Genomic DNA, 13,122 nt, shown 5'->3' with positions numbered 1-13,122 from the left:
GCGCGTTCCGGTGCGCTCCCCGCGTCGGCTCCCTCCCCGCCGGAACCCCTCGACAGCCTCTCCGCCCCCAGCGCCGCCCCGCACCAGCTTCCGCTCGCCAGCCTCCCCTCGCCGACCACGGAGCTTCCCCATGCCCCTGTCCTCCCTGGCGCGCCGCGCCGGCGCCGTGCTGCTCGCCACCGCCGGTCTGATACCGCTGTCCGGCAACGCCCGGGCCGCCACCGCCGCCTCCGGTGCGTACACCGCGATCGTCTTCCCCGACCAGGACCACACCGTGGTCGACAACCTCATCACCTCGGCGACGCGGTCCGTCGACGTCACCATGTACGAGCTGCGCGACACCACCGCCGTCAACGCCCTGATCGCCCGTCAGCGGGCCGGGGTGAAGGTCCGGGTGATCCTGGACGGTGCGCACACCTCCGTCAACGGCTCCGCCTACTCGGCCCTGCGGGCCGCCGGGGTCGGCGTGACGTACTCCTCCACGGCCTTCGTCTACACCCACCAGAAGACCGTCACGGTGGACGGCGCCACGTCGCTGATCATGACCGGCAACCTGGACTCCACCTACTACGCGAACGACCGCGACTACGGCGTCGTCGACACCGACGCCAACGACGTCGCCGCGATCGAGCGGGTCTTCGCCGCCGACTACGCCAGGACCGCCGTCACCCCGACCGACGGCGACAACCTGGTCTGGTCGCCCACCGACTCGCAGTCCCGGCTGCTGGCCCTGATCAACGGCGCGCGGACCAGCCTCGACCTGGAGCAGCTGGAGTTCGGCGACCCGGCCCTGGTGGACGCCGTCGCCGCGGCCGCCGCGCGCGGCGTCACGGTGCGCGTGGTCGGCATGAACCCGAGCTCGTACGCCGACTACTTCGACCAGGTGACCGCGGCGGGCGGCGCGGTCGTCACCTACTCGTCGACCACCGGGCTGTACGTCCACGCCAAGGCGATCGTCGCCGACTACGGCACGGCGTCGGCCAAGGTGTTCGCGGGGTCGGAGAACTTCTCCGACAACTCGCTGAACCACAACCGCGAGCTGGGCCTGATCACCACCGACGCCGGGGTGCTCGCCACCATCGAGTCGACCGTCGCCCGCGACTTCGCCGGCGGCACGCCCTACTAGCCGTCACCAGCCGTACGAGAAAAGCTCCCACCCCCAGGCCGAGCGGCTCGCCGGGCCGCTCCTCACCCAAGGATTTGTCATGACTTCGTCCACAAAGCCCCGGAAGCCCCGCTCCCGCCGCACCGCCACCGCGATCGGCTCCGCCGTCGCCCTGGTCGCCGCCTCGGCCGGCCTGTGGGCGGCGACCGCCACCACCGCGCAGGCGGCCGCCCTGCCCACGCCCGACCACATCATCGTCGTGGTGATGGAGAACCACGCCTACACCCAGGTCATCGGCAGCAGCAGTGCCCCGTACCTCAACTCCCTGAAGGCGGGCGGCGCCAACCTCACCCAGTCCTTCGGCATCACCCACCCGAGCGAGCCGAACTACTACGCGCTGTTCTCCGGCTCCACCCAGGGCCGCGTCGACGACAGCTGCGTGAAGGTCGGCGGTTTCCAGAGCGCCAACCTCGCCTCCGAGGTCATCGCCGCCGGCAAGAGCTGGGCCAGCTACAACGAGACCCTGCCCAGCCAGGGCAGCACCGTGTGCAGCAGCGGCAAGTACGCCCAGAAGCACAACCCGTGGTTCGGCTTCGGCAACGTCCCGCTCAGCAGCGCCAAGACCTTCGCGCAGTTCCCGACCGACTACAGCACCCTCCCGAACGTCTCCTTCGTGGTGCCGAACCTCTGCAGCGACATGCACGACTGCTCGGTCGGCACCGGCGACACCTGGATCAAGAACAACCTCGGTGCCTACGCCACGTGGGCGCAGACCCACAACAGCCTGCTGGTCGTCACCTTCGACGAGGACAACAGCCTTTCCGGCAACCGGATCCCGACCGTGGTCTACGGCGCCCACGTCACCCCCGGCAGCAGCTCCTCGACCACCTACAACCACTACAACGTGCTGCGCACCCTGGAGGACCTGGCCGGCGCCAGTGGCCACGCGGGCAACGCGGCCACCGCGAGCGACATCACCGGCATCTGGAGCTGAGCGGCAGCGGTCAGGGCGTGATCCGGGCCCTCGCCTGGTCCTGGTCCTGGTTTTGCACCTGATCCTGTGCGCGTTCCCGAGCCCGGGTCGGTGGCCGTTCGGCCGTCGGCCCGGGCTCGGTTCCGGCCGGGTCTCCGTTCCCGTTCCCGCTCCCGGCCGCGGTCACGGGCTCGCGGGCCGGCTCGGCTGCGGGCCGCGTGCCGTGCCGGCGGACCCCCGGCACGGCCGCCGTGCCCGCGCAGACCAGCGTCACCAGTGCCGCGGCCGCCAGCAGCGGCACCCGGCTGCCCCAGGCGTCGGCGGCCAGCGGCGCCAGGACGTACCCGATCGGGGCCGCGCCCAGCGAGAGCAGCCAGTCGTACGAGGTGACCCGGGCCAGGGTCGCGGCCGGGAAGTCCTGCTGCACCACCGTCGCCCACAGCGGGTTGAGGAAGCCCAGCCCGGTCATCGCCACCGCCTGCGCGGCCACCACGACGGGCGCCGGGGCCGGGATGGCGAGCGCGAGCATCGGCAGCCCGTACAGCGCCAGGGCGAGGTTGCCGGCCAGCACCGGGCGGCGGGGGCGGAGCCGTCCGGCGATCAGCGAACCCACCAGCAGGCCCACCGCCCCGGCCTGGGTCACGGCCACCCAGGCGCCGTCTCCGCCGAGGCGGGTGGCGGCGATCAGCGGGCCGAGGGTGAGCAGCACGGCGCTGGTGCCGTTCCAGATCCCGTGGGCGATCAGGCTGGTCCAGTACCAGTCCCGGGCGCGCACCTCGCTCCAGCCCTCGGCGAGGTCCCGGCGCAGCGAGCGCGGTTCGCCCGGGGCGCGGTCGGCGTCCTGGGCCGGGTCGTGGGCGGGGTCGACGGAGAGCCGGGTGAGCAGTGCGGCGCTGAGCACGAAGGAGGCGCCGTCCAGCAGGAACGCCCAGCCGGGCCCCGCGGTGTACACCAGCACCCCGGCGAGGGCCGGGCCGGCCAGGCGGGCGGCGCCGCCGGCGGTGCCGAGCAGGGCGTTGGCCCGCAGCCATTGCTCGCCCCGGACGGTGGCCGCGACCAGCGGCGAGGCGGTGGGCATGGCGAAGGCGGAGGCGGCGCCGCCGACGGCGGAGGCGATCGCGATGGGCGGCAGGCTCGGGTGCCCGCCGAGCAGTTCCAGGCCGACGAGCAGCTGGGCGACGGCCCGCACCAGGTCGGTGGTGAGCGCGACCAGGCGCGGGTTGAAGCGGTCGCCGGCCACGCCGCCGAACGGCAGCAGCAGCAGTCGCGGCACCATCGCGCAGCCCAGTACCAGGGCGAGCGCGGCGGAGGAGCCGGTGGCCCGGGTGACGGCGATGGCGAGGGCGGCGGGGACGACGGCGTCGCCGAGGGTGGAGATCGTTCGGCCGACGAAGAGCAGACGGAAGCCGGGTAGGCGCAAGGGGTGTTCGATCACGCGGCGCACTGTATTTTGGTGCCGAAATTTTGGCAACGAATATTTCGGCACCGTTGCTTTAGGGTTTGTAGACTCCTGACATGGCCGAGCACCCCCACCAGCACGACACCCCGCCCCGCGACTGGACGGACGGCCATGTCGACCGCTGGCAGCCGGTGCTGCCCGACCTCGACCCGGACATCGAGGCCGCCGTCACCCGGATGTCGCGGCTCACCCGCCACCTCGGCCGGGTCCGCGAACAGGGCGTCGCCGACTACGGCCTGCACAAGCACGAGTTCGACACCCTGCACGTCCTCGCCGGCCTCGGCGGCCACGCCGCCCCCTCCGACCTCCGCGCCGACCTCAACCTCGCCCCGGCGTCGATCACCGGCCGCCTGGAGACCCTGGAACGGCGGGGCTTCGTCGTGCGCACGCCCTCGACCGCGGACCGCCGGAAGGTCGACATCGCGCTGACGGACGCCGGTCGCGCCGCCTGGCACGAGGCCCTCGACGTGGTCGGGCGGGAGGAGCGCCGACTGCTGGGCGTGCTCTCCGCCGACGAGCGGCGCACGCTGTCGGACCTGCTGCGGAAGGTGATGCTCGCCCAGGAGGAGGCGGCGGCGGAGGGCTAGGTGTACTGACCTGTGAGGTTGGGGGCGCGGCCGTCGCGGTGGCGCCCCGGCCCCGGCCGGGGGTCGACCAGGCGGGCCCGGTCCTGGTATCGATAGGGCCGTGCGATTCGAACTTGTGCCGATGCCGGACGGTGTGGGGGCGCGGCCCCGGGACGGGCGGGGGTACCCGGTGCCGGCGATCACGCCGTGGCGCGGGGGTGAGCCCCAGTTCGCGCTGACCGACCACGGGCGCAGCGCCAACTGTGCGCTGGAGCGCCGCTGTTCGGTGTGCGGCGGGTTCATGGAGCGCGGACCGGTGTGGCGGGTCGTGGGGCCCGCCGAGAGTGCCGCGATCGCCGAGGCGTTCGCGGCCGGGCGCCCGTACCGGAACCTCGCGCCGACCATGGAGGGCCCCGGGCACCGCGCCTGCATGCTCTACGCGTCAATGGTCTGCCCCTACCTGGCGCGCCCGAACGCCCGCCGGCGGGTGACCGCCGAGGACGCGGCCGACGAGCTGACGTCGGCCGCCGTCCGCGGGGCGGCGCGCGGCGGGCTGGGCGCCGTGGTCGGGTTCGGCGACTACGAGTACGCGGTCACCGAGACCCGGGTGCTGTTCCGCTTCCTCGACCTGGTCGAGTACCTGCCGCACGAGTCGGCCGACGAGCACCTGGCCGAGCTGCGCGCCGAGTTGGCGAAGCCCGGCCGGGTGCGGCAGGCGGGCACGGGGCCGGCGATCGGGTGACAGCCGGTGGCCCGTTCGCGGCCGGTCGCCCGTTCGCGGCACTGCCCGCTTACGGCCGGTAGGCGGGCAGACCCTTGACGGTGGAGACCTGGGCCGGCGCGGCGGAGCCGTCGGCGGGCACGGTGCTGACGCCGTCCGGGGTGCGGGCCGCGATGGTCTTGCCGTCGGGGGACCAGGCGGGCTCGGTGTAGTCGGTCGTGGCCGAGGGGGTGAGGTCCTTCTCGGCCTTCTGGTCGAACTGGGTGGAGCGGGTGAACAGGTGGTCGTGCCCGTTCACCGAGCGCACGAAGACCAGGTGCTCGCCGTCGGGGGAGAGGGCGGGCTGCGAGCCCTTGCCCATCTCCCGCGTCGCGGGCCGGATGTAGTCGTCGTAGATGTACACCTCGTTGGCCGGGGTGTTGGCGTACGCGATCTCGCCGCGGTGGCCGCCCGCGTTGGCCCAGGTGTTGCCGGTCTGCGGCGGCTGCGGCATGTCCTCGGAGCCGCCCTCGGAGTTGTGCGGGGTGAGCACCTCGGGGGTGGCGCCGGGGGTCTTGGTGGGCACCTTCTCCAGCTTCAGCGCACCGCCCTTGCTGCTCGCGAAGACGATGGTGTCGAAGCGGTCGAGGGCGCCGGGGACGGTGGTGACGCTGGGATCCGTGGTGGCGTGCTGCCAGGTGGGGTGGGACCAGGTCTCCCCGCCGGGGTTCTTGGCGAGGGTCACCTTCCCGGTGCCGTCCGGGTTGGCGGTCACCAGGTCGCCGTTGCCGTTGACGAACGCGGCCTTCTTGCCGTCGGGCGACCACGCGAGGTCGCGGACGGTGGTGCCGAAGTCGACGGTGGCACCGTTCATCGCGACGGTCTGGGTGCCCGTGCTGATGGTGAGGTGGTTGGCGGCGGAGGTGCCGTTGACCTCCTTGCCGCCCGGCGCGGGGCTGCCGGAGTGGGAGGCCGTGCCGGGCGCGGCCGTCCCCGGCGCCGCCGAACCGGGGGCGGCGCCGGTCGGAGCCGCGGTGGGACCGGAGTCGGAGCTCTCGGGGCCGCAGGCGGAGAGCAGGACCGCGCCGACGGTGGTCATCAGGGCGATCGCGGCGACGGTGCCGAATCTGTTGCGCACGGACATTCCAGGTCCCCCTCGGGTGCTGTTCGCTTACGAGAACGAAGCGTCCCAGCGCCAGGTCAATGACCGGTTCGCGGTGTGTCACAGCCGTGGAACAGTGTGGTCGGACGCCCTGTCACGCGCGTGCGCCCGGTCGCCGACGCGGTGTCAGCAGCCGTCGGCCGGAGGCCCGGCAGAGCCCCCGGGCCCCGAGCGTACGGCTCGTGCGGCTCAGAGGCCGAGCGCCGTGAGGCCCGGGTGGTCGTCGGGGCGGCGGCCGAGCGGCCAGTGGAACAGGCGCTCCTCGGGCGTGATCGGCAGGTCGTTGATGGAGGCGTGGCGGTGGGCCATCAGTCCGTCCGGGGCGAACTCCCAGTTCTCGTTGCCGTAGGAGCGGTACCACTGCCCGGCGTCGTCGCGCCACTCGTAGGCGAAGCGGACCGCGATGCGGTCGCCGTCGTACGCCCAGAGCTCCTTGATCAGCCGGTAGTCGAGCTCGCGGTGCCACTTGCGGGTGAGGAACTCGGCGATCCGCTCGCGGCCGGTGACGAATTCGGCGCGGTTGCGCCAGCGGCTGTCGGGCGTGTAGGCGAGGGCGACGCGCCGCGGGTCGCGGGTGTTCCAGGCGTCCTCGGCGGCCCGGACCTTCTGCCGGGCGGTCTCCTCGGTGAACGGGGGCAGGGGCGGGCGCTGTCCGTCGTGCTGGTCGGCCATGAGTGAACTCCTGGGGACGGGTACTCCGCGAGCGAGAACGATCGTTCTCACTTCAGTGGTTACGATAGGAGAACTATCGTTCTCGCGCAAAGGGCACGGCAGATGGAGCACGAAGACCCGCGGACCCGCATCCTCGACGCGGCCGAGGAGCTGTTCTACGGGCAGGGCATCCAGGCGGTCGGCATGGACGCCGTCCGGACCGCCTCCGGCATGACGATGCGCCGCCTGTACCAGCACTTCCCGTCCAAGAACGACCTGGTCGAGGCCTACCTGCTGCGCCGCGACGGCCGCTGGCGGAACAGCCTCGCCGCGCACGTCTCCGGCGTCGGAGGCCCGCCCCGGGACCAGCTGCTCGCGGTCTTCGACTGGCTCGGCCTGTGGTTCGCCGAACCGGGCTTCCGCGGTTGCGCGTTCGTCAACTCCTTCGGCGAACTCGGCGCCACCACGCCCGTCGTGGCGGCCGTCGCACGGCACCACAAGGAGGAGTTCAGCGGCTTCCTCGCCGGCCTGACCGAGGCCGCCGGCGCCCCACCCGCCACCGCCGCGCACCTGACCCTGCTCGCCGAGGGCGCCATCACCACCGCGGCCGTCCACGGCGACCCGACGGCGGCCGCCGACGCCAAGGAGGCCGCCCGGCTGCTGCTGGACACGGCCCTCGCGAGCTGATCCGGCCGGGATCGGGCGGCAGGCCGGGCCCGGTGCCGCGCGGTCCGCGCCTTCGCCGGAACGCGCCCCGTGGGGCCGGTTCCGGCTCCAGGGAGCGTTTATCGGCCATTGATCGTCGCCGCCTAGCCTCGGGCGCATGGACGACAGAGCGGCCGAGCGGCCGGGGGCAGTGCCCGAAGGGCGGATGACGGAGCAGGACACCGAGCGGTTCCGGCAGTTGTTGGCGAGGCTGGAGCACTCGCTGGCGGCGGACCGGGAGGCGGCGGGGCGCGATGCCTGAGCTCGCCGAGTGGCGCCCGGTGGCGGTGGTTCCGCTGTGGCGGCGCGGCGAAGGCGAGGGTGAGCGAGCGGAACGCGAGCGCGTGGACCGGCCCGGGGTGCTGCGGGGGCACCCCGGGCCGGAGCCGGTCGATCAGGAGGGGGCGGCGGACGCCGGCGCCGCCACCGACTGACGGAGGGTCAGCAGTCGCAGCCGCAGTCGCACCCGTCACAGCTGTCACAACAATTGCAGCAGTCGCCGCACCCGTCGCACCCGTTGCAGCAGTCGCAGCAGTCCGGGCAGTCGCAGCAGTCGTGCCGCTCGCAGAAGCCCTTGCGCGGCCGGCGGCTGAACGGGTCGTTGTGGTCGCAGCAGAGCAGTTGGCACGTACAGGCCATCAGCGCCCACACCGCGCACCCGGAGAGCAGGTTGCGCGGGTGCGGTGGCTTCGAGCCGGGCGGGGTGAAACCGGGGCCCTGCGGCACCCACGGCGGGATCGGCGCGCCCGGGTCCTGGCCGGGCGGTGCCTGGTGGGGCGGTGCCTGGTGCGGGTGGTCGGCCACGGCACCGCCGGCCGTGCCGTGCGCGGCGCCGTGCTCCGTGCCGTGCGCCGATCCGTGCTCCGTGCCGCTCCCGGTGCGGCAGCCGGCCGCGTGCCGGGCGCCGAAGACCCGGTCGACGGCGCGCTCGGTCTCGTGCGCGAGCAGGACGTGGACCAGTGCCCGGTCGCTCAGCTCGACCTCGCCCAGCGCGAGCCGGATGCCGTGGACGGCGTCGCGGCAGAGCCGTTCGGCCTCGGCGCGGTCGGTGCCGGTGGCGGTGAGCGGGTTCCAGGCGCCGGAGGCGGCGTCGGCGTCCTGGTCCTCGGCGGCGTCGAGGAGGTGGGCGAGCCGGCCGAACAGCCGCCCGGCCTCGGCGAGCGGGGCGGCGTTGCCGGGCCGTCCGGCGATCACGGCGGTGTGCGCGAAGGCGGCGGCGGTGGCCGTCTCGGTGGGCTCGGTGACCAGCAGGACCGACCCGCCGGGCCGCAGCGAGCGCTCCAACTCGCCCTGCCGGGAGGCTGCTTCGAGCAGGACGGCGGTGTCGAAGCCGACCGTCGAGGCGCTGCCGGCGCTCTGCCGGTCCCAGCGCCGGGTGACCGCGCGGGCCCCGGCGGCGACCGGGCGGCGGGCGAAGACGCCGTCGCGGTCCTCGACGTGGTCGCGGATCTTCACCGAGGCGAGGGCGAGCGAGACGGCGGCGGCGAGCCGGGCGCCCTCGCCCTTGGCGACGGAGGCGGTCCGCATGCCGCGCAGCGGGCACGGCCCGGCGGTGCGTCGCCAGGAGGAGTCCTCGCGGGCGGCCTGGGCCTCGACCAGGACGGAGATGATCAGGCCGTCGTAGTTGGTGGCGGTCCGGGCGAGTTGTCCGTGGTCGTCGCGCAGCGCGAGGCAGAGCCCGCACAGGTGGGCCATCCAGGAGGACTGCAGCCGTTCCGACAGTCGGTGCCTGCACGGTCTGATGATGCCGAACACGATCGTCCCCGTCCCCCTCGCGTCGTGGCCGCTGACCGGCCACGATTTCGCCGCACATCATATGATCAGCGGCGCGCGGGGGCCGAGCCCTCGTCGAGGCCGAGCCCTCGTCGGGGCCGGGCCGTCGTGAAGCCCGGGTCCTCGACGGCCGGGAGGCCCGTGAGCGGGTGGCCGCTTCCCCGGCGGGGACGATCGTGTCGGCGGGCGGTCCGAGCGGTCGTCAGGCGCGGCAGCGCAGCATCGCCAGCGGCGGGTACGCGAGGAGGTCCGCCCAGAAGTCCTTGCCGTACTCGCGCAGGCCGGCCTCGGACACCTGCAGCGGCACCCACTCCAGCTCACCGAACCCGGCGGCCCGCAGCGACTCCTCGTAGGCCTCGCGGCGCGGGGCCGTGGCGACGATGCTGATCGGCTGCGGGTCGAGGAGTGCCGTGACCCGGATCCGCGGGCCCGTCTCGATCTCCTCGCCGAGCGGCTCGCAACGGAATCCGTACGCCTCCAGGGACGGACAGTCGAACCGGTAGTCCGGGTTCTGGGCGAGCAGGAAGAACTCCCCGCCGGGCACCAGGTTCCGGTGGACGTTGCGGCACATCCGCTCCATCTCCGCGGCGGACCCGGCGTAGTTGAGGCACTGCACGCCCAGCGCGACGTCGAAGCGCCGGTCGAGCGGCGGAAGTTCGGCGACGTCCCCGACCTCGTAGCCGACGCCCAGCGGGTCGCGCTGCTCGATCCCCCGGGCGGCGGCGATCATCTCGCCGGAGATGTCGACCCCGAAGGCCTCCGCGGCGCCGCGCCGCTTGAACTCCCGGCTGTAGAAGCCGGTGCCGCAGGCCAGGTCGAGCACCGACTTGCCGCGGACGTCCCCGACCAGGCCCAGGAAGCTCGGCACCTCGCCGAAACGCATCAGGGGCAGGGACTTGAAACCCTCGAACGCCTCACCGATCTCGTCGTACTGCTGCACGCCCATCGCGTTGGTCCTTCCGTCGGATTCCTGGCCCCGACCGCGTCGTCGCGACGGGTCGCGGCCCCTGGCGGGCAGTCAACCGCACGGCCGCCAGGGCGTCGTACTGGTCGAAGCCACAAAGATGGGCGCCGCCCGGGGCCGGGCGGACGGGCAGGAGTACGGGGCCGGCCCCCGCCGCGTCGGTATCCCGGCCGCTGCCCCGCCCCCCGCCTCGCCGTCGCCCCGGCCCGGGAATCCGGGAGAGGGAGTCTCATATCCGGGATAGCATCGCGAATATGGGAATCGATACGGCCGTCGACGAGCGGCTGGCGCAGCGGCTCGCCGAGCTGAGGCTCGAACGCGGGTGGACGTTGGAGGAGTTGGCGCGGCTGGCGGACATCAGCCGCTCGACGCTGTCGCGGGTGGAGCGGGCGGAGGTCAGCCCGACGGCGGCGCTGCTCGGGCGGCTGTGCGCCGTCTACGGGCGGTCGATGTCGCGGCTGCTCGCCGAGGTGGAGGCGGCGGGCCCGGCCGGGCTGGTGCGGGCCGGGGAGCAGCAGGTGTGGCGGGACGACAGCACCGGCTTCGTGCGCCGTTCGGTCTCGCCGCCGCACGGCTCGCTGCGGGCGGAGATCATCGAGGGGCGGCTGCCCGCCGGCGCCGACATCGCGTACGACCGCGCCTGCACGCCGGGCCGGGAGCACCACCTCTGGCTGTTCGAGGGGGCGTTGGAGCTGACCGTGGACGGCGAGGCGCAGCTGCTCGCCCCCGGTGACTGCCTGCGCTACGTCGGCGCCACCAGCCGCTTCCGCAGCCTCGGCCCGGGCGACGCCCGGTACGCCCTGGTGGTGGTCGAGCCGTGAGCGCCGCCACCGGCGCCACCGGCCCGATAGCCAAGGAGCGCTTCGACGCGGCCGGGCGCCGCGTCCTGCTGGTCTGCGTCGCGGGCGGCTTCACCACGCTGCTCGACCAGTCCGTGCTCAACACCTCCATCCCCGCCCTGCGCGAGACCCTGCACGCCCGGCCCGCCGACCTGCAGTGGATCGTCGCCGGGTACTCGCTCGCCTTCGGTCTCGCGCTGATCCCCGGCGGCCGGCTCGGCGACGTCAGGGGCCGCAAGTGGTTCTTCGTCTCCGGGCTCGCCCTGTTCACGCTGGTCAGCCTGGTCTCCGCGACCGCGACCGAGCCCGGGGTGCTGATCGCCGCCCGGCTGGCGCAGGGGGCGGGCGCGGGCCTGGTCAACTCCCAGATGATCGGCACCCTCCAGGACGTCTTCGAGGGCCAGCTGCGGGCCCGCGCCCTCGGCATGTACGCCGTCACCGGAGGCCTCGCCTTCGCCCTGGGCCCGCCGATCGGCGGCGCGGTGCTGGCGGCGGCCGGCCCCGAGCACGGCTGGCGGTTGACCTTCCTGCTCAACGTCCCGTTCGGCCTGGCCACCGTCGCCCTGGCCGCCCGCCACCTGCCCAAGCCCCGCCCCAGCGCCCGGCACGCCGATCTCGACCTGGTCGGACTGCTGCTGGTCGGCGCGCTCACCCTCGCCCTGATGCTGCCCTTCGTCCGGCCGCCCGGCTGGACCGGCTGGGCGGCCTTCGCGGCCGCCGCCGTCCTCCTGCTCGGCTCGCTCGCCTGGTGGCAGCGCCGCTACGCCCGCACCGGCGGCCACCCGCTGATCCACCCCGCGCTCACCCGCTCCGCGCCGTACGCGCTCGGCACGGCGACGGCGATGGCCCAGTTCGGCTCCTCGCTCGCCGCGTCACTGGTCCTGACCATGTTCCTCCAGGACGGCCTCGGGCTCTCCCCGATGGGCGCAGCGCTGGTCGCGCTGCCCTCCGCCGTCGCGATGGGCGTGGCCTCCGCGCTCGCCTGGCGGGTCGTCCAGCGCTTCGGCCGACGCACCGTCACCGTCGGCATGACCGGCTCCGCCCTGGCCATGCTCGCCGGCGGACTGGTCGCGCACTGGGCGTCCGCCGCCGCCCTGCCCTGGCTCCTGGCACTGCTGCAACTCCTCGGCGGCGCCTCGATCGGACTGATGGGCTCCACCAACCAGGCGTACGTGCTGCGCCACGCACCCGCCGAGGCGGCCGGGGTGAGCGGGGCGATCCTGCAGATGGCACAGCGGATCGCGGCGGCCGTAGCGGTCTCGGCGCTGTCCGGCGTCTACCTGCGGGAGACCGCCGGGGGCGGCGGGCACCGCGCCGCCTACCTCACCGCGAGCACGGTCTGCGCGGCGGTGGCCGGCCTCGCTGTCCTGGCCTCGGTCCTCGCGGGCCGCGCCACCGCGCGGGACCGGCGCGAGGAGGAGCCGGTCGCGCTGCGCCGGGGGCGAACGCCGGTCCGCTGACCGCCCACGGTCCGTACGGTGGTCGCATGACCGACGTACGGACCGTGGACCTGCCCGACGTGACACTCGCCTACCGGGAGAGCGGGCCCGCCGACGGCCCGCCGCTGGTGCTGCTGCACGCCCTCGGCGAGCGCGCCTCCGACTGGGACGTGGTGCTGCCGGCCCTCGCCCCCGGCCACCACGTGTACGCGCTCGACCTGCGCGGCCACGGCGACAGCGGCCGGCCGGGCGCCTACGGCCTGCCGGAGATGCGCGACGACGTGCTGGCCTTCCTCGACGCGCTCGGGCTGGACCGCGTCGACCTGGTCGGCCACTCGATGGGCGGGGCCGTCGGCTACCTCCTCGCCCAGGCCGCGCCGCAGCGTGTCGACCGGCTGGTCCTGGAGGACATCCCCGCGCCGTACCCGCGCCCCGCGAGCGCGCTGCCGGACGAACCGGACGAGGACGTCCACTTCGACTGGGCGATGGTCAGGGCCGTCCGGGCCCAGCTCGACAGCCCCGACCCGGCCTGGCGGGAGGGGCTGGCGAGGATCACCGCCCGCACCCTGGTGGTGGCGGGCGGCGCGGCCAGCCACGTCCCCCAGGAGCGGATCGCCGAACTCGCCCGGCAGATTCCGGACTGCCGCCTCGTCACCGTCGAGGCCGGGCACCTGGTGCACGGTGCCCGGCCCGAGGAGTTCGTCGCCGTGGTGGCGCCGTTCCTGTCGGCGTGATCCCACGTGCGGTCCGTACCTCCCGCGGGAGAGGCCCGCGGGAGAGGCCCTG

General features: G+C 74.2%; 15 protein-coding genes. 10 read left to right on the top strand and 5 right to left on the bottom strand.

The window, feature by feature from the left end; genetic code table 11:
• Positions 1-130: 130 nt before the first annotated feature.
• Together ABTY56_RS01350 and ABTY56_RS01345 are read left to right on the top strand one after the other, a co-directional pair.
• Positions 131-1,126: a phospholipase D-like domain-containing protein gene (locus tag ABTY56_RS01350; protein ID WP_350625231.1), complete on the top strand. Its 996-nt coding sequence runs from the start codon at positions 131-133 to the stop codon at positions 1,124-1,126.
• 79 nt (positions 1,127-1,205) lie between these two features.
• The gene (locus ABTY56_RS01345; protein ID WP_350625229.1) at positions 1,206-2,099 is read left to right on the top strand and encodes an alkaline phosphatase family protein; all 894 of its coding nucleotides are present in this window, start codon (positions 1,206-1,208) and stop codon (positions 2,097-2,099) included.
• Between the two features lie 10 nt (positions 2,100-2,109).
• Here ABTY56_RS01345 and ABTY56_RS01340 read toward each other — a convergent pair whose 3' ends face one another.
• Positions 2,110-3,510, bottom strand: a complete 1,401-nt coding sequence (locus tag ABTY56_RS01340) for an MFS transporter (RefSeq protein WP_350625253.1) — start codon at positions 3,508-3,510, stop codon at positions 2,110-2,112.
• Between the two features lie 83 nt (positions 3,511-3,593).
• Between ABTY56_RS01340 and ABTY56_RS01335 the strand changes: the two genes are divergently transcribed.
• Complete coding sequence (locus tag ABTY56_RS01335; protein WP_350625227.1) at positions 3,594-4,124, top strand: MarR family winged helix-turn-helix transcriptional regulator; 531 nt, start codon at positions 3,594-3,596, stop codon at positions 4,122-4,124.
• Between the two features lie 100 nt (positions 4,125-4,224).
• Positions 4,225-4,845 (top strand): hypothetical protein, encoded by a 621-nt coding sequence (locus tag ABTY56_RS01330; protein WP_350625225.1) that lies wholly within the window; start codon positions 4,225-4,227, stop codon positions 4,843-4,845.
• A gap of 49 nt (positions 4,846-4,894) precedes the next feature.
• Here ABTY56_RS01330 and ABTY56_RS01325 read toward each other — a convergent pair whose 3' ends face one another.
• Complete coding sequence (locus tag ABTY56_RS01325; protein ID WP_350625223.1) at positions 4,895-5,947, bottom strand: hypothetical protein; 1,053 nt, start codon at positions 5,945-5,947, stop codon at positions 4,895-4,897.
• 207 nt (positions 5,948-6,154) lie between these two features.
• Entirely contained in the window at positions 6,155-6,637 is a 483-nt protein-coding gene (locus ABTY56_RS01320) for a nuclear transport factor 2 family protein (protein ID WP_350625221.1), read from the bottom strand.
• Between the two features lie 102 nt (positions 6,638-6,739).
• On the opposite strand from ABTY56_RS01320, the gene ABTY56_RS01315 reads away from it, so the two are divergent.
• The 3 genes from ABTY56_RS01315 to ABTY56_RS01305 all read left to right on the top strand — a co-directional run bounded on the left by ABTY56_RS01315 (position 6,740) and on the right by ABTY56_RS01305 (position 7,755).
• Positions 6,740-7,303, top strand: a complete 564-nt coding sequence (locus ABTY56_RS01315; RefSeq protein ID WP_350625219.1) for a TetR/AcrR family transcriptional regulator — start codon at positions 6,740-6,742, stop codon at positions 7,301-7,303.
• A gap of 136 nt (positions 7,304-7,439) precedes the next feature.
• On the top strand, positions 7,440-7,583 hold the full coding sequence (locus ABTY56_RS01310; protein ID WP_350625217.1) for a hypothetical protein: 144 nt from the start codon (positions 7,440-7,442) through the stop codon (positions 7,581-7,583).
• A complete protein-coding gene (locus ABTY56_RS01305; RefSeq protein WP_350625215.1) occupies positions 7,576-7,755 on the top strand; it encodes a hypothetical protein in 180 nt (59 codons plus the stop codon). The genes ABTY56_RS01310 and ABTY56_RS01305 overlap by 8 nt, the downstream gene beginning before the upstream one ends.
• Before the next feature lie 7 nt (positions 7,756-7,762).
• On the opposite strand, the gene ABTY56_RS01300 is transcribed toward ABTY56_RS01305, so the two are convergent.
• A complete protein-coding gene (locus ABTY56_RS01300) occupies positions 7,763-9,076 on the bottom strand; it encodes a DUF5685 family protein (protein ID WP_350625213.1) in 1,314 nt (437 codons plus the stop codon).
• A gap of 220 nt (positions 9,077-9,296) precedes the next feature.
• Positions 9,297-10,040 carry a class I SAM-dependent methyltransferase gene (locus tag ABTY56_RS01295; RefSeq protein ID WP_350625211.1) on the bottom strand — a complete coding sequence of 248 codons (744 nt, stop codon included), beginning with the start codon at positions 10,038-10,040 and terminating at the stop codon, positions 9,297-9,299.
• A 272-nt stretch (positions 10,041-10,312) separates the two neighbouring features.
• On the opposite strand from ABTY56_RS01295, the gene ABTY56_RS01290 reads away from it, so the two are divergent.
• The 3 genes from ABTY56_RS01290 to ABTY56_RS01280 are packed head-to-tail and all read left to right on the top strand — an operon-like array spanning position 10,313 to position 13,070.
• Positions 10,313-10,879 (top strand): helix-turn-helix domain-containing protein, encoded by a 567-nt coding sequence (locus ABTY56_RS01290; RefSeq protein WP_350625209.1) that lies wholly within the window; start codon positions 10,313-10,315, stop codon positions 10,877-10,879.
• Positions 10,876-12,357, top strand: coding sequence for an MFS transporter (locus tag ABTY56_RS01285; protein WP_350625207.1), 1,482 nt, complete (start codon positions 10,876-10,878; stop codon positions 12,355-12,357). The genes ABTY56_RS01290 and ABTY56_RS01285 overlap by 4 nt, the downstream gene beginning before the upstream one ends.
• A gap of 26 nt (positions 12,358-12,383) precedes the next feature.
• On the top strand, positions 12,384-13,070 hold the full coding sequence (locus tag ABTY56_RS01280) for an alpha/beta fold hydrolase (protein WP_350625205.1): 687 nt from the start codon (positions 12,384-12,386) through the stop codon (positions 13,068-13,070).
• Positions 13,071-13,122 lie beyond the last annotated feature (52 nt).

The organism is Kitasatospora sp. NPDC097691 (genome assembly GCF_040302665.1).
In the GTDB taxonomy this organism is placed as follows: Bacteria; Actinomycetota; Actinomycetes; order Streptomycetales; family Streptomycetaceae; genus Kitasatospora.
The sequence above is the reverse complement of the archived record's forward strand: the minus strand, read 5'-3'. Positions and strand labels throughout refer to the sequence as shown.